The organism is Thermaerobacter sp. PB12/4term (genome assembly GCF_003403315.2).
Lineage (GTDB): Bacteria > Bacillota > Sulfobacillia > Thermaerobacterales > Thermaerobacteraceae > Thermaerobacter.
On record NZ_CP048407.1, the window covers coordinates 1,459,822 to 1,475,390 of the forward strand.

The 15,569-nt window shown below is 73.9% G+C and carries 13 protein-coding genes; 1 reads left to right on the forward strand and 12 read right to left on the reverse strand.

The genetic code is table 11. From position 1 onward, the window contains the following. Positions 1-59: 59 nt before the first annotated feature. Entirely contained in the window at positions 60-2,732 is a 2,673-nt protein-coding gene (gene alaS / locus DYI95_RS06090) for an alanine--tRNA ligase (RefSeq protein WP_116901336.1), read from the reverse strand. Positions 2,733-3,382: 650 nt separating this feature from the next. On the opposite strand from alaS, the gene DYI95_RS06095 reads away from it, so the two are divergent. Further along, a complete protein-coding gene (locus tag DYI95_RS06095; protein WP_243149951.1) occupies positions 3,383-3,814 on the forward strand; it encodes a thioesterase family protein in 432 nt (143 codons plus the stop codon). Between the two features lie 158 nt (positions 3,815-3,972). On the opposite strand, the gene DYI95_RS06100 is transcribed toward DYI95_RS06095, so the two are convergent. From DYI95_RS06100 to DYI95_RS06150, 11 genes are all read right to left on the reverse strand, one after another. Beyond that, positions 3,973-5,241 (reverse strand): AI-2E family transporter, encoded by a 1,269-nt coding sequence (locus tag DYI95_RS06100; protein ID WP_116901327.1) that lies wholly within the window; start codon positions 5,239-5,241, stop codon positions 3,973-3,975. Positions 5,242-5,250: 9 nt separating this feature from the next. After that, positions 5,251-5,463, reverse strand: coding sequence for a hypothetical protein (locus tag DYI95_RS06105; RefSeq protein ID WP_116901326.1), 213 nt, complete (start codon positions 5,461-5,463; stop codon positions 5,251-5,253). A 5-nt stretch (positions 5,464-5,468) separates the two neighbouring features. Beyond that, positions 5,469-5,660, reverse strand: coding sequence for a hypothetical protein (locus tag DYI95_RS06110; RefSeq protein WP_116901325.1), 192 nt, complete (start codon positions 5,658-5,660; stop codon positions 5,469-5,471). Between the two features lie 174 nt (positions 5,661-5,834). Further along, entirely contained in the window at positions 5,835-7,049 is a 1,215-nt protein-coding gene (mnmA, locus tag DYI95_RS06115) for a tRNA 2-thiouridine(34) synthase MnmA (protein WP_116900655.1), read from the reverse strand. Between the two features lie 87 nt (positions 7,050-7,136). Then, positions 7,137-8,309 (reverse strand): cysteine desulfurase family protein, encoded by a 1,173-nt coding sequence (locus tag DYI95_RS06120; protein WP_116900662.1) that lies wholly within the window; start codon positions 8,307-8,309, stop codon positions 7,137-7,139. 98 nt (positions 8,310-8,407) lie between these two features. After that, positions 8,408-8,833, reverse strand: coding sequence for an Rrf2 family transcriptional regulator (locus DYI95_RS06125; RefSeq protein WP_116900654.1), 426 nt, complete (start codon positions 8,831-8,833; stop codon positions 8,408-8,410). Between the two features lie 320 nt (positions 8,834-9,153). Then, positions 9,154-11,040 carry a pyrimidine-nucleoside phosphorylase gene (locus DYI95_RS06130; protein WP_116900653.1) on the reverse strand — a complete coding sequence of 629 codons (1,887 nt, stop codon included), beginning with the start codon at positions 11,038-11,040 and terminating at the stop codon, positions 9,154-9,156. A gap of 91 nt (positions 11,041-11,131) precedes the next feature. After that, a complete protein-coding gene (gene deoC / locus DYI95_RS06135; protein ID WP_116900652.1) occupies positions 11,132-11,854 on the reverse strand; it encodes a deoxyribose-phosphate aldolase in 723 nt (240 codons plus the stop codon). A 152-nt stretch (positions 11,855-12,006) separates the two neighbouring features. Continuing rightward, complete coding sequence (locus tag DYI95_RS06140; RefSeq protein WP_116900651.1) at positions 12,007-12,657, reverse strand: thymidine kinase; 651 nt, start codon at positions 12,655-12,657, stop codon at positions 12,007-12,009. 67 nt (positions 12,658-12,724) lie between these two features. Beyond that, positions 12,725-14,257: an AAA family ATPase gene (locus DYI95_RS06145; RefSeq protein ID WP_116900650.1), complete on the reverse strand. Its 1,533-nt coding sequence runs from the start codon at positions 14,255-14,257 to the stop codon at positions 12,725-12,727. A gap of 47 nt (positions 14,258-14,304) precedes the next feature. After that, the gene (locus tag DYI95_RS06150) at positions 14,305-15,345 is read right to left on the reverse strand and encodes a low specificity L-threonine aldolase (protein ID WP_116900649.1); all 1,041 of its coding nucleotides are present in this window, start codon (positions 15,343-15,345) and stop codon (positions 14,305-14,307) included. Positions 15,346-15,569 lie beyond the last annotated feature (224 nt).

The following is a 15,569-nucleotide window of genomic DNA, read 5'->3' on the forward strand; positions in this document are numbered from 1 at the left end:
GCCACCCCGCCGGCGCCCCGGCGCCCGCGGCGCCCACGGCGACCGGCGGGCGGCTGGGCTCAGCTGGGGCTGGCCCCCGTCGCCCCCCCGGCCAGCTGTTCCATCCAGAGGCGCCGGCCATACTCCAGCGCCTCCGGCAGCCGGCCGGGATCGCGGCCGCCCGCCTGGGCCAGGTCGGGACGCCCGCCGCCGCCACCGCCCACCTGCCGGGCCACCTCGCCCACCAGGCGACCGGCATGCAGGCCCCGCTGCTGGGCACCAGGCGTCACCGCCGCCACCAGCAGCGCCCTCTCGCCAGCCCGGGCCCCCAGCAGGACGGCGGCCTCCCCGGCCCGCTGGCGCAGGTAGTCGGCCGTCTCGCGCAACACCTCGGCGTCGTCCACCGGTAGTTCGCCCGCAATCACCCGGACACCTGCCAGCTGGGGCGCCGCTTCCAGCAGGCCGTCCGCCGCCTGGCGGGCTAGCCGCCTGTGCAGCTGGCGCAGCTGGCGTTCCAGCTCCCGGTGGCTTTCCACCAGCGCCTCCAGGCGGGCGGGAAGATCGTCCACCGGCACCCGCAGGGTTCCGGCCAGGCGGTCCAGGACCGCCTCCTGCCGCCGCAGGTACTCCAGGCTGCCCCAGCCCGTCACCGCCTCCACCCGGCGCACGCCGGCGGCCACGCTGCCCTCGGCGGTGAACTTGAACAGGCCGATGTCGCTGGTCGAGGCCACGTGGGTGCCGCCGCACAGCTCCAGGCTGTAGTCGCCGATCTGGACCACCCGCACTTCGCTCCCGTACTTTTCCCCGAACAGCGCCATGGCACCCGCCTCGAGGGCCTCCTCCAGGCTGGTCCAGTACCAGCGCACCGGGATGCCCCGCAGGATCTGCTGGTTGATCTCATCCTCGATGGCCCGCAGCTGGCCGGCCGTCGGCGCCTCGAAATGGGTGAAGTCGAAGCGCAGGCGATCGGGCGCCACCAGCGAACCCGCCTGGTTGACGTGATCGCCCAGCACCCGCTTCAGGGCCGCGTGCAGCAGGTGGGTGGCGGTGTGATTGCGCATGATGGCCGCCCGCCGGGCCGCGTCCACCCGGGCGCGGGCCCGGTCACCCGCCTGCACCGTCCCCTCCACCACCCGCGCCTTGTGGAGGATCCGTCCGCCGGGCAAGAGCTGGGTGTCCAGCACCTCCAGGCGCGCCCGGGGCGTTTCCAGCCAGCCGGTATCCCCCACCTGGCCGCCCCGCTCGGCGTAGAAGGGCGTCCGGTCCAGGATCACCCCGACCTCCTCGCCGGCCCCTGCCCGCTCGGCCGGTTCGTCCCGGCGCACCAGCAGCCGCACGGTGCCCTCGTCCTCCAGGCGCTCGTAGCCGGTGAACTCCGTGGCCGGTTCGTCCGCCAGGGCCAGGGCCAGGGGGGAGCCGGGATCCCAGCCCTCCTCCACCTCCCGCGCCGCCCGGGCCCGCTGGCGTTGCACGGCCATGGCCCGCTCGAAGCCCTCCCGGTCGACCCGGAGGCCGGCTTCTTCGGCGGCGTCCTCCGTCAGGTCCAGGGGAAAGCCGTAGGTATCGTAGAGGACGAAGGCCTCCTCGCCGTGGATGAGGCCGTCGCCCCGCTGCCGGGCGCGCTCGATCACCTCGGCCAGGATCGCCATGCCCTGGTCCAGGGTGCGGAAGAACCGTTCCTCCTCGCCGCGGATCACCCGGCGCACATAGTCCGCCCGCTGGCGCACCTCGGGATAGGCGTCGCCCATCACCTCGCCCACCGTATCCACCAGCCGGTAGAGGAAGGGTTCCGCCAGGCCCAGGATCCGCCCGAAGCGCACGGCCCGGCGCAGGATGCGCCGCAGGACGTGGCCGCGGCCCTCGTTGCTGGGCAGCACGCCGTCGGCAATGAGGAAGGTGCAGGCCCGGGCGTGGTCGGCGATGACGCGGAAGGGGAAGCCGGCCTCACCCCCCTCGTAGGGGCGGCCCGTCAGGTCCTCCACCGCCCGCAGCAGCGGCCGGAAGAGATCAGTGTCGAAGTTGGAGCCCACGCCCTGCATGACGGAGGCGATGCGCTCCAGGCCCATCCCTGTGTCGATGGAGGGCCGGGGGAGCGGCTCCAGGCGGCCGCTCTCGTCCCGGTTGAACTGCATGAACACCAGGTTCCAGATCTCCAGCCAGCGGTCGCAATCGCAGGCGCCGATGGCGCAGGTCTCCGCGCCGCAGCGGAACTCCTCGCCCCGGTCGTAGACGATCTCGCTGCAGGGTCCGCAAGGGCCGGTATCGCCCATGGCCCAGAAGTTGTCCTTCTCGCCCAGGCGGACGATGCGCTGCGCCGGGATGCCCGTGACTTCCTGCCAGAGGCGAAACGCCTCGTCGTCGTCCCGGTAGATGGTGGCCCAGAGCCGGTCGCGGGGCAGGCCCAGTTCCTCCGTCAGGAAGGTCCAGGCGAAGTGGATGGCCTCCCGCTTGAAGTAATCGCCGAACGAGAAGTTGCCCAGCATCTCGAAGAAGGTGTGGTGCCGGGCGGTCTTGCCGACGTTCTCCAGGTCGTTGTGCTTCCCCCCGGCCCGCATGCACTTCTGGGCCGTGGTGGCCCGCCGGTAGGGCACCTTCTCCTTGCCGGTGAACACGTCCTTGAACTGCACCATGCCGGCATTGGTGAACAGGAGCGTCGGATCGTCCTTGGGAATCAGGGACGAACTCGGCACGATGGTGTGGCCATGGCGCTCGAAGAAGCGCAGGAAGCGCTCGCGGATCTCCGCCGCCGGCATCCCCGCAGGATGGGGGCGGCCGGCCGGTGTCACGGTCGCCGCCACAGGCTGGCACCTCCCCTCAGGATCCCGCCAGGATCCCGCTGCCTTGGCAAAGAAAAAACCGCCGCCGGCCCAGGGCCGGGGCGGGCATGCCGCGGTACCACCCGGATTCACCCCGCCCTCACGGGCGGGGCCTCGGTGGGTCGGCGGGCCCGTGCCGGGCTGGTGCAGGCTACGAGCCCTGCCGATCCGCGCGGTAACGGCGCGCCGCCGGGTGCACTTGGGAAGCCGGGCCCCGGGCCGGCCGGCGCCCGGGCGCCGGCGTCCGGCCCCATGGGGGCCGAGCCGGCCCCCGGGCGGTGGGGCCCGCGTCTCTCAGGGCGTGCCCGTCCGTCATGGGGGGCCGCTTCCTTGGTGCACCGGGCTCCGGGATGGCGTGCTCGCCTCCGCCCGGGAACCTCGCAGCCTGGGGCTCCCTCTCTGCAGGGCGGGCGGGCGGCTTGGTCCCGTCATCGCCGGGGGTTGCCGCCTGCAGGGGCGGCAGCCCCATGGAATCACCGGCATTTTGCCATTTCCGGTGGGGCTCGTCAACTCGCCGGGGGCGGTGTCCCGCCCGGCACCCCGCCGGCAGGGGCCCCGGACCCGGCGGCGAAGGGGTCTGCGAGGTGATGCCGGTGAAACCCGGGTTCGTTCCCGGCCTGCGGGCCGAGGTGGAGGTCACCGTTGATGCCAGCATGCAGGCCGCCTTCGACGGGCGGGTGATCCACCCCCTTTACTCCACCTGGTCGCTGGTGCACCACCTGGAACATGCGGCGCGGCGGGTGCTAGAGCCCTATCTGGAGCCCCATGAGGAAGGGGTGGGCTACGCCGTGGAGGTGCGGCACCTGGCCCCGACCCCCGTGGGCGCGAGAGTGCGGGCCGTGGCCGTTCTCGAGGCGGTGGAGGGCAACCGGGTGATTTGCCGGGTCGAGGCCTACAATGATCTGGAAAAGATCGCCGAAGGCCGGCAGGTGCAGGTGGTGCTCGAACGGGACGCCTTCCGCCGCCGCATTGAAGTGCTGCAGCAGCGCCTGGCCCGCCAGGATTCTCCGTCCCGCTGAGGGCGGTGCGGGGCGGCAGGGGACCGGCCAGGGCCGGGGCTGCTTCAGCCGGAGCCCGCTGCGGGCAGGCCTGATCGTAGGGCGGCCCGCAGCGCCGCGCCCGCCCACCGTGGCGCCCGGCCGGCCGCGGGCCGCCCGCCGCCCCCTCGCCCCCACCCTTACTTCGGCGCGGGCGCCCGCTGGCGGCGGCGGCGACCCGGGAGGCGGCGGGAACCGGCGGCATCGGGTGCCATCGGACCCGCAGCAGGGGGCGGACCGGCAACCTGTCCCGCGCCGGTGGCCGGCGCACCGGGCCGCTCGGGTCCCCGATCCTGGCTGGGGGCCGGGGCGGTGGGAGGGCATTCACCGTGCCCGGCGGGGAGGGGACCGGGCTCCGGATTCCGGCGAATTAGCCGGTCGAGCCCGCCCACCCAGTCCGGCCAGGCGAAGGCCAGCAGGACGTGGGCCAGCCCGGCCACGGGCACCGCGAACAGCAGGCCCGCCAGGCCGAAGTGGTGGCCGCCCACCAGCAGGGCGCTGATCACCACCAGGGGGTGGACCCCCACCCGCTGTCCCAGGATCCGCGGCGACAGCACGCTGTTTTCCACCCACTGGACGAGCAGCAGGGCGACGGCCACCTTGAGGGCGGTGGCCGGGGACTGCAGGGCCGCCATGGCCAGGACCGGCACCGCGCCGATGATGGGACCGAAATAGGGGATCAGGTCGGCCAGGGCCGCCAGCGCCCCCAGCAGCACGGCAAAGCGCAAGCCGAAAAAGGTGGCCACGGCCGTGACCATCAGCCCCACGAAGCCGGCCACCAGCAGCTGGCCCCGGATGAACCCGCCCACCACCTGGTCGACGGCCCGCACCAGATCAAGCCAGCGGCGGCGGTGCCCCCGCCCCAGCCGGTCCTGCGCCCAGCGGCGGAGCCGCGGCAGGTCGTCGAGCAGGTAGAAAGCCAGCACCGGAGCCAGCAGCAGCGGGGCCGCCCCCAGGAGCCCCTCCACCAGGCCGCCGGTCAGGTCGGCCAGCCGGGCCGTCACCCATCCCTCGGTGCGGTCGATCTGCTGCAGCACCGCCTGGCGCACCGTAGCCGGAAGGGTGGCCCGGGCCGCATCCTGGCGCACCCCCTCCACCAGCAGCCGCAACCGGCGGGCGTACCCCGGCAACTGCGTCCCCAGGCGGTTCAGCTCGTCCAGAAACCCGGGCAGAAGGTAGACCAGCGCCACGGCAGCGGCCAGGGTGATGAGCAGGTAGAGCAGGAGGATGGCCGTGGCCCGCCGTAACCCCTGGGCTTCCAGGAAATCCACGGCCGGCGCCAGCAGGTAGGTCAGGACCAGGGCCAGGACGAAGGGCGGCCAGGTGCCCCGCAGCAGGTAAAGCAGGCCCAGGCCCGCGGCGATCAGGGCGGCCCCGCCCAGGATCCTGCGCCAGGACACCGGCGGCATCGGGCCGGCCTAGCGCGCGCCGGCCCTGGCCAGCAGCCGCTGGGCCCGCGGCCTGATCCACCGGACCAGGCGGCGGCGCTGCCGCGGCACCTGTGCCTCCAGCCACTGCTGGCTCCACCGGCCGGCCCGCGCCAGCCACCGGCCCGGCCGCATCCCCGCGCACTCCAGGGCCGCCATCGCCAGGCCGCCCACCACCACGCCCGCCCAGAAGCGGCCGCCCATCCTGCTCACCCCTCCACGGGCTCGGCCGCCGCCGGAGCCCCGGCCGCCAGCCGCACCCGGTTCCCCTCTGAATCGAGAACGAAGCAGTCGACCCGTCCCGACCCCAGATCCTGAAACTCGATGCAGCAGTCCCAGCAGTACCATTCATTCTGGCCGATGCGCCCGGTGGCATTGCCCGCGCAGACCGGACAGCGCATGGTGCCGTCCCCCCTCGGCTTCTTCCTTAATCTGCGCGGGCAGGGGAAGGGCCATGCGGCGCCGGGGCCCCGGATCGGAGGGATCCGGGGCCCCGGCGCCGCTTCTGGGAAGGCTTGGTGAACAGGCCCTGGAAGCCCGTTCGGCCTCGGGTTCAGCCTCGGGTTCCGCTGGCTCTACGCAGTGGCACCGCGCCCGGCCGCCACGGGCTGAGCGCCGCCCGGCCGCTCCCCGGTCTCGGCGGCGGAGCCGGGCCCGGTGTCGTCCAGGTCGCCGGGCGCCACGGGATCCAGTACCTCCGCGATCACGCCGCCGCCGGCCACCCGGTCCCCGTCGTAGAAGACCACGGCCTGCCCGGGGGTGATGGCCCGCTGGGGCTCCTCGAACCAGACCTCCACCGCGTCCTGCCGGCCCGCCAAGGTCCGCACCACCGCCGGCGCCTCGGGCGACTTGTACCGGACCCGGGCGGTGACCGGCGCCTCGCCCGCAAGACCGGGCCAGGAGACCCAGTTGACCTCCACCGCGCGCAGGCCCCGGGCGTAGGTGGCGGTGTCCGGGCCCACGATCAGCGCGTTCTTCTCCGGCAGGATGCGGACCACGTACATGGGCCGGTCGCTCTGGATGCCCAGGCCCCGGCGCTGCCCCACGGTGTAGTAGGCCAGGCCGCGGTGGGTCCCCACCCGCCGGCCCCGGGTGTCGTAGATGGGCCCGGGCCGGATGCGGTCGCCGGCCCGTTCCTCCAGGAAACGGCGGTGGTCGTTGTCCTTGACGAAGCAGATCTCCTGGCTCTCCGGCTTGCGCGCCGTCACCAGGCCGTAGGCCTCGGCCAGCTGCCGGACCTGGCTCTTCTCGAAGCGCCCGATGGGCAACAGGGTGCGGGCCAGCTGCTCCTGGGTGAAGTTGTAGAGCACGTACGTCTGGTCCTTGCGCCGGTCCACCGACTTGCGCAGGATGAACCGGCCCAGCGCCTCGTCGTACTCCACGATGGCGTAATGCCCGGTGGCGACGTAGTCGCAGCCCAGGGCTTCGGCCCGGCGCAGGAACTCGTCGAACTTGATGTACCGGTTGCAGGCGATGCACGGGTTGGGCGTGCGGCCCCGCAGGTACTCGCCGACGAAGTAGTCGACCACCTTCTCCTCGAAATCCTGGCGCATGTTCATGACGTAATAGGGGATGCCGAGCCGCTCCGCCACCCGGCGGGCGTCGTCGACGGCGCTCAGGGAGCAGCAGCCCCCGTACCGGGCCTCGTCCTCGGGCTCCATGGCGGGCCACGTCTGCATGGTGACGCCGATGACCTCGTAGCCCTGGTCCCGCAGCAGGGCCGCCATCACCGAACTGTCGACCCCGCCGCTCATGGCCGCCAGCACACGCCCCTTCCTTCCCTGGCTCACGCCGCCACCCCCTTTCTCGCCGTTCTTTGCCGCAAGCGAACCGGCACTCGATCCCTCGGTGTACCCGCCACTGCCTCCGCAAGTGGCCTAGCGGCCGGCCACCAGCCCCAGGCTTTGGGCGCGGCGCGCCCGTTCCACCACCCGGGGCAGGACCTCCAGGACCCGGTCCACGTCCTCCTCGGTGGTCCCGTCGCCCAGGGAAAGGCGAATGGCGCTGAAGGCTTCCCGCTCCGACAGGCCCATGGCCTGGAGCACGTGGGAGGGCTCCGGCGTGCCCGCGCTGCAGGCGGCGCCGCTGGAGGCTGCGATGCCCTCCAGATCCAGCTGGATCAGCACCGTGTCGGCCGTCACCCCGGGCAGCCCGATGCTGCTGATGTGGGGCGCCCGCGGCGCCCCTGCGCCGTGGATGCGCGCACCGGGGATGCGGGCCACGATGCCCTCCTCCAGGCGCCGCTGCAGCGCCGCCAGCCGCGCCGCCTTGCCCTCCCGCTCCCGGGCGGCCAGCTCCGCCGCCAGGCCAAAGCCCGCGATGGCCGCGGTGTTCTCGGTGCCTGCCCGCAGGCGGCGCTCCTGCCCGCCGCCGTCCAGCAGGGGCAGCAGCTGGGTGCCGGCCCGGACGTACAGCGCACCGGCGCCCTTGGGCCCGCCGATCTTGTGGGCCGAGAGGCTCAGCAGGTCGACCCCCAAAGTCTCCACGTCCAGCGGCAGCACGCCCGCCGCCTGGACGGCGTCGGTGTGGACCAGCACCCCGCGCGCCCGCGCGGCCCGGGCGATCTCGGCCACGGGCTGGACCGTCCCCACCTCGTTGTTCACCAGCATGACCGACACCAGGATGGTGTCGGGTCGCAGGGCGGCCAGCACCTGCTCCGGGTCGACCCGGCCCTGGCCGTCCACCGGAACATAGGTGACGGCAAAGCCCTGCCGCTCCAGGGCGGCGCAGGCGTGGAGCACCGCATGGTGCTCAATGGCGGTGGTGACGATGTGCCGGCCGCGCCCGGCGTGGGCCAGGGCGACGCCCTTCAAGGCCAGATTGTCGGCCTCGGTGCCGCCCGAGGTGAAGACGATCTCCCGCGGCCGGCACCCGAGGAGCCCGGCCACCTGGGCCCGCGCCTCGTCCAGCACGGCCCGGGCCGCCCGCCCGGCGTAGTGGAGGCTGGACGGGTTGCCCCAGGCTTCCGCCAGCACGTCGAGCATGCGCCGTTGCACCTCCGGCCGCACGGGCGTGGTGGCGGCATGGTCCAGGTAGACGCGGCGGGTCACCGTCACCACCTCCTTCCCCCTACCATGGGTGCCGGTGTCTTCCCCAGGAATGGGCTGCAAGCAGCTAACTAGCGGCAACTGACTAGGCGACTTACCAATTAAATGTAAAACATGTAGCCCCGGCGCTGGCGCTCTTCCGCCTGGCGGCAAAGATCGGCCAGGGTGGTGCCCTCCAGGACCCCGGTGATGGCGCGCCGGACCTCTTCCCAGACCGGGTCCGCCACCGAGGGGGTTCCCGTGGCCTCCTGGTCCGTTTCCGGGCCGATGGGGCCGTCCAGCAGGCGGACGATGTCGGCTACGGTGATCTGGGCGGGATCCCGGGCCAGCACGTAGCCGCCCTGGGCGCCGCGCACGCTCTGCACCAGCCCGCCCTTGCGCAGCGGCGCCATCAGCTGCTCCAGATAGTTCTCCGGCAGGTTCTGGGCGTCGGCCACTTCCCGCAGGGGCACCGGCCCCTGCCCATAGCGGCGCGCCAGCTCGTACATCGCCCGCACGCCGTAGCGACCCCGCGTGGAAAGTTGCATGACCTGACCCTCGCAGTCGTGCACAGTGCGCGCCCGGCCGGAAAAACCGGCCGGGCGTGCCAATTCCCACTGATTCACTGGGTTTTCTCACGGCCATGCTAGCATGCCGCGGCGGGCCCTGTCAAAGGCCCGTCGCCGGGATGCCGCGGGGCTGTGGCCGGTGCCCCCCGTTCCCTCAGCGCCCGCGCAGGATGTAGTGGACCGTCAGGGTGCCGCGATAGGACTGCGGCCCGGTCAGGTAACCGCCGGCCATCACGCGGTAGGTACCGGCCGGCAGCGTCTTCTGGTCCCTCCCGCCCTGGCCGGCCCCAGGACGGCCGTCAGCGTTGCAGGCGGAAGCCGTGGGGCAACAGGGCCTCGATGGGCTGGGGGGCCGGCTGGCCGTCGACCCACACCGCCAGGCCCGGCGCGTACTCGAACAGGAGCTGCCGGCAGGCGCCGCAAGGGAAGGCTGGTTCGGGCCCGTCGGCGGTGATGACGATGCGCCGGAACTGGCGCACCCCCTCGGACAGCGCCTTGAACAGGGCCACCCGCTCCGCGCACATGGTCAGCCCGAAGCTGGCGTTTTCGATGTTGGCACCGGTGAAGATCCGGCCGTCCGCCGCCTCCAGCACCGCCCCCACCCGGTAGCGGGAGAAGGGGGCGATGGCCGACTGCCGGGCTGCCCGGGCCAGCTGCACCAGGGGCTCCCAGCCGGAAGGTACGGCGGCCGCACCCGTTGCGCCCGCCGCGGCCCCTGCCCTGACCGGATCGGACGACCCGGCCGCCGGGGCCACCTCCGTCACCCGGATCGCCGCCGGCGAGGCACCCGTCACCCCGGCCGCCACGCCCGCCCCAGGAACCCCGCCGGACCCCGCGGCCGCGGTCGATCCCGGCACCGCCGGGCTCCCCGGCGCCAGCTCCGCGCCTACCACGGCATGGATCAGGGGCGGCACGGGGGCCGGTTCGTCCGCGAGGGTGAAGGCCCGCTCCAGCCAGCCGCGGGCCGCCTCCAGCCGCGCGGGGTCGTTGAAGTGCAGCTCCACCAGCGGCTCGCCCGCCTCCACCCGCTGGCCCAACCGCCTGAGCATGACCAGGCCGGCGGCCAGGTCGATGACGTCGTCCTTGCGGGCGCGGCCCGCCCCCAGGACCATGGCGGCCGTCCCCACCGCCTGGGCGTCCATGGCGGTCAGGTACCCGCTGCGTGGGGCGGTGAACACCTGGCGGTAACGGGCCTGGGGCAGGCGCTCGGGGTCGTCGACGGCCCGGGGGTCGCCCCCCTGGGCCTCCACCAGCCGGCGCAGCATGGCCAGGCCGTCGCCCGCCTCCAGGTGCCGGGCCAAGAGCCGGCGCCCCGCCTCGGGATCCGGCACCCTGCCGCCCAGCCAGGCCATGGTGCCGCCCACGGCCAGGCAGAGTTCCACCAGCTCCGCCGGCCCCTGGCCCCGCAGGGTGGCGATGGCCTCCCGGACCTCCAGGGCGTTGCCCACGGCGCGCCCCAGGGGCTGGTTCATGTCCGTCACCAGGGCGACCACCCGGCGGCCCAGGTGGCGGCCGATGTCGACCATCAACCGGGCCAGCTCCAGGGCGCCGTCCAGGGATTTCATCAAGGCGCCCGAGCCCGTCTTGACGTCGAGGACGATGGCGTCGGCGCCGCCGGCGATCTTCTTGGACATGATGCTGGCAGCGATCAGCGGGATGCTGTCGACCGTCGCCGTCACGTCCCGAAGGGCGTAGAGCCGCTTGTCGGCTGGCACCAGGTCGGCCGTCTGGCCGGCCACGGCGATGCCCAGCTCCCGAACCTGGCGGGCGAACTCGTCCCGGCTCAGTTCCACCCGGAAGCCCGGGAAGGATTCCAGCTTGTCCAGCGTGCCGCCCGTGTGGCCCAGGCCGCGCCCCGACAGCTTGGCCACCGGGATGCCCGCCGCCGCCACCAGCGGCGCCAGCACCAGGGTGGTGGTGTCACCCACGCCGCCCGTGCTGTGCTTGTCGACCTTGACGCCGGGGATGCCGCTGAGGTCGACGGTCTCGCCGGAAAAGGCCATGGCCCGGGTCAGGTCCGCCGTCTCCCGGGCATCCATGCCGCGGAAGAACACGGCCATGGCCCACGCCGCCACCTGCTCGTCGGGGATGGTGCGGCGGGCGATGCCATCCACCCACCACTCGATCTCCTCCCGGGTCAGGGTGCCGCCGTCGCGCTTCTTCAGGATCAGATCGTAGGCTCGCAACCGCCCCGCCTCCCTCGCCGCTCTCGGGCGCGCCCGCACCTGGGGCCCGGGCACCGCCCTGCCTGCACCGCCCGCCCCGGCGGCTGGCGGCCTAGGCTGGTTCGTCCGGCGCCCCGGCCAGGATGGCCAGGCTGGCGCTGGCACCGATGCGGTTCGCGCCGGCCGCCACCATCCGGCAGGCCGCCTCATAGTCCCGAATGCCGCCCGAAGCCTTGACCCCTTTGCCGGGCCCCACCGCCGCCCGCATGCGGCGCACCGCCTCTTCCGTGGCCCCGCCCGGCCCGAAGCCGGTGGACGTCTTGACGAAGTCGGCCCCCGCCTCCAGGGCCAGCCGGCAGGACAGGTCGATCTCCTCGGGACTCAAGAGGCCCGTTTCCAGGATCACCTTGACCAGCGCTCCCGCCGGGCGGGCCGCGGCCACCACGCCGTGCAGGTGGGCCACCACCTCCCGGTGGCGCCCCGCCTTGAGGAGGCCGATGGGCTGCACCACGTCCAGCTCCCGCGCCCCGGCGGCCAGGGCCGCCTCGGCCTGGCGGGCCTTGTCGGCGGCCGACCCGGCACCCAGGGGAAAGTCGATCACGGTGCACACCACCGGCCCCGCCCCAGCCAGGAGCTCCGCGGCCAGGGGGACGTACACCGGGTTGATGCACACCGAGGCGAAACCGTGTTCCACCGCCTCCCGGCAGAGCTGCTCCACCTGCTCGGGCGTGGCCTCGGGCTTGAGCAGGGTGTGGTCGATCAGGCCCGCCAGCTGCCGCCGGCCGAGGGCCGGCGGCGTCGCGCCCGCCGGTGCACCCGAACCCCGGTCCTCCATAGGCGCCCTCCTCTCAACCCTTCTCCCCGCGCCCGCCGCGCGGCGCCGTCCCTCCCTGCCGCCACCAGGCGGACAAGCCCGCGGGCTCGGGGGTCCACCGCGGGCGGCAAGGGACGTCGCTCCCGCCGTCGCCGGCGCCGGCGGCCTCCGGTCTACGGAGACCGGAGCCCGCCGGTGTTATCCGCCGGCCCCCGGTCCCGGGCCGGGGCGGCCTGCCGGCCGGCGGCCGCTTGGGGCTCGCCCAACTGGTGGTGGCGCCGGCACCGGGGCTCGTACGACTCGTGGCCGCCGATCAGGATCACCGGGTCGTCGGGGGCCGCGGGCCGGCCGCCGATGAGCCGCTGGGTGAAGGTGGCGGGCTCCCCGCAGACCACGCAGATGGCCTTCAGCTTGAGCACCTCGTCCGCCAGGGCCATCAGCTCGGGCATGGGGCCGAACGGGCGGCGGGCGAAGTCCATGTCGAGCCCCGAGACGATGACCCGCAGGCCGGCGGCGACCATGTCCAGCACGGCCTGGACGATGGGCGGTGCGAAGAACTGGGCCTCGTCGATGCCCACCACCTCCGCCGCCGACCGGGCCGCCAGGACGGGGATCTCCTGCGGGCGGCCGGCGGGCACCACCACGGCCGCCAGGTCGCGCCCGTCGTGGGAGGCGACGGCGTCCCGCCGGTAGCGGTGGTCCAGGTCGGGCTTGCACAGGAGGACCCGCCGCCGGGCGATGCGCGCCCGCTGGACCCGGCGCAGCAGCTCCTCCGTCTTGCCCGAGAACATGCCGCCGGTGATCACCTCAAGATAGCCTGCCATCGCGATCGCCGATGCGCTCCTTCCCCGGCCGGGGCCGCTGCTCGCCGGGCGGGCCCCGGCCGCCGGGCTACTCTTCGCGGGGCGTGAAGGGCGTTCCTCCGCCCTCAGGTTCCCCGTCCGCGGAGGGTGCCTGCGCCCCTCGAGGCTGCCCGGCCCGCGACCTCCCTTGCCGGGACGGGAGGTCTTCCTCATCGGCCCGGCTCGGCCCCCGGGCCGGCTGTCCCCGCGCCGGTCCGGCCGGCCCCCGCCGGGCTTCGATGACGGGCGCCAGGCGGCCCTCATACCCCTGGTCGCTGGGGACATAGAAGCGGGCGCCCAGAAGCTCGTTCGGCAGGTACTGCTGCCGCACGAAATGGCCCGGGAAGTCGTGGGGATAGCGGTACCCTTGGCCGTGCCCCAGGGCCCGGGCGCCCCGGTAGTGGGCATCCCGCAGGTGCCGGGGCACCCCGGCGATGGCCTGTTCTTCCACGGCTCTCCAGGCCGCGTCCACGGCCCGGATCACCGAATTGCTCTTGGGTGCCGTGGCCAGGTAGAGCACGGCTTCCGCCAGGGGGATGCGGGCTTCGGGCATGCCCACCTGCTCCGCCGCCGTGGCCGCCGCGGCCGCCACCTGCAGGGCCCTCGGATCGGCCAGGCCCACGTCCTCCGCCGCATGGACCAGCAGGCGCCGGGCGATGGTGCGGGGATCCTCGCCCGCATAGAGCATCCGGGCCAGCCAGTAGACGGCGGCATCGGGGTCGGAGCCGCGGATGCTCTTGATCAGGGCCGACATGTGGTCGTAGTGCTCGTCCCCTGCGGGGTCGTAGGCCAGGGCCCGCCGCTGGATGGACTCCTCGGCCACCGCCAGGGTGATGCGCCGCACCCCGTCCTCACCCGGCGGCGTGGTGAGCACGGCCAGCTCCAGGGCGTTCAGGGCCGTGCGGGCGTCCCCGCCGGCCACCCTCACCAGGTGTTCCAGGGCGGCCGGGTCCACCTCCACGCGGTACCGCCCCAGGCCCCGCTCGGAATCGGCCAGGGCGCGCATCAGAAGCTGCCGCATGTCGTCATCGGAAAGGGGCTCCAGCCGGAAGATCCGGGCCCGCGAAACCAGTGGTGGGACGCAGGCGAAGTAGGGGTTCTCCGTGGTGGCGCCGATCAGGGCCACCAGGCCGCTCTCCAGGTGGGGCAGCAGGGCGTCCTGCTGGGCCCGGTTCCAGCGGTGGACCTCGTCGACGAAGAGCACCGTCGAGCGGCCCTGCAGGGCCCACCGCTCCCGGGCCTCCTCCACCACCCGCCGCAGGTCGCCCACCCCCGCGGTGACGGCGTTGAGGGGCTCGAAGTGGGCCCGGGTGGTGCGGGCGATGATCCGGGCCAGGGTCGTCTTGCCCGAGCCGGGCGGGCCCCAGAGGATGATCGACCCCAGGCGGTCCGCTTCGATGGCCCGCCGCAGCAGCCGCCCCGGGCCCACCAGGTGCTGCTGGCCCACGAACTCCTCCAGGGTGCGGGGCCGCATGCGCTCGGCCAGGGGCGCTTGCTGCCGGGCCCGTTCCTCCGCCGCCCTGGCAAAGAGGTCTTGTTCCGGCTTGTCCTTGCCGGCTCCAGGCGTGCCCTTTGGCACCACCCTCGCCCCGCTCCTTCCGGGCGGCCTTCCCGGCCGGGCCGCCCGCGTCAGCCTTGGGTCAGGATCCGGTGGAAGATGGCCAGCGCCCGGTCCGCGTCGGCCGGTCCCACGTCCTTGTGGGTGACCCAGCGCAGCCGGTGGGCGTCCACGGCGTTGACCTTGACCCCGGCGGCCGCCAGCTCCCCGGCCAGCTGGTAGGCCGTCCGGCCCGTGCCGCTGACGTCGGCCATCACCATGTTGGTCTGGACCGTCTCCATGTCGACCCGGACCCCCGGCAGGCTGGCCAGGCCCTCGGCCAGCCGGCGCGCCAGGGCGTGGTCTTCGGCCAGGCGGTCGATCATCTCGTCCAGGGCCACCAGGCCCGCCGCCGCCAGGATGCCCGCCTGCCGCATGCCGCCACCCAGGGCTTTGCGGTAACGGCGCGCCTCGGCGATGAACTCCCGGTCACCCACCAGCACGGAGCCCACGGGGCAGCCCAGCCCCTTCGACAGGCTGAACATCACCGAATCGGCCGGGGCCGCCAGGCGGTCGGCCGGCACCCCCAGGGCGACCGCCGCGTTGAAGATGCGAGCCCCGTCCAGGTGGACCTTGAGGCCGTGGCGGTGGGCCACCTCGGCCACGGCGGCCGTCTCTTCCGCCGTCATCACGGTGCCGCCCCAGCGGTTGTGGGTGTTCTCCAGGCAAAGGAGCCGCGGCGGCGGGAAGTGGATGTTGGCGGGCCGGATGGTGGCCTCGACCACCGCCGGATCCAGCACCCCGCGCCGGGACGGAAGGGGCCGCACCTGGCAACCGGCCAGCAAGGCCACGCCGCCCACCTCGTAGTAATAGATGTGGGATTCTTCCTCCAGCAGCACCTCGTCGCCGCGGCGCGTGTGGGCCAGCACCGCCGCCTGGTTCGCCATGGTGCCGCTGGGGAAGAACAGCCCGGCCGCCTTGCCCAGCCGCTCGGCCGCCACCTCTTCCAGGCGCCGGACCGTGGGATCCTCGCCGTAGACGTCATCGCCCACCTCCGCCTGGGCCATGGCCCGGCGCATGGCGGGCGTGGGCTGGGTGACGGTGTCGCTGCGGAAGTCGATGATGTCCGCCACGGCTGCTTCTCCTCTCCCGACCGCCTCCCGGGCGGTCAGCAATCCTGTCCTCAGGTGGGGTGGAACCCGCACCGGGGGCAGAGCCATCCCCAGGGCCGGCGCGAAAGTTGCGCTCCGCAGGCGGGACAAGGGAATGCGCCCGCCGGCGACGGTGGGGCCGCCGGAGCCGCGGGCGCGCCGCGGCCGCCGGCACCGGCCCGGGAAGGGCCGGACCGGTGTAACGG

Coding starts and splice junctions, on each gene's coding strand:
- DYI95_RS06125 (WP_116900654.1), bottom strand. CDS start 8,833: ATGCAACTTTCCACGCGGGGTCGCTACGGCGTGCGGGCGATGTACGAG.
- DYI95_RS06095 (WP_243149951.1), top strand. CDS start 3,383: ATGCCGGTGAAACCCGGGTTCGTTCCCGGCCTGCGGGCCGAGGTGGAG.
- deoC (WP_116900652.1), bottom strand. CDS start 11,854: ATGGAGGACCGGGGTTCGGGTGCACCGGCGGGCGCGACGCCGCCGGCC.
- DYI95_RS06100 (WP_116901327.1), bottom strand. CDS start 5,241: ATGCCGCCGGTGTCCTGGCGCAGGATCCTGGGCGGGGCCGCCCTGATC.
- alaS (WP_116901336.1), bottom strand. CDS start 2,732: ATGCCGGCGGCGGAGATCCGCGAGCGCTTCCTGCGCTTCTTCGAGCGC.
- DYI95_RS06110 (WP_116901325.1), bottom strand. CDS start 5,660: ATGCGCTGTCCGGTCTGCGCGGGCAATGCCACCGGGCGCATCGGCCAG.
- DYI95_RS06105 (WP_116901326.1), bottom strand. CDS start 5,463: ATGGGCGGCCGCTTCTGGGCGGGCGTGGTGGTGGGCGGCCTGGCGATG.
- DYI95_RS06140 (WP_116900651.1), bottom strand. CDS start 12,657: ATGGCAGGCTATCTTGAGGTGATCACCGGCGGCATGTTCTCGGGCAAG.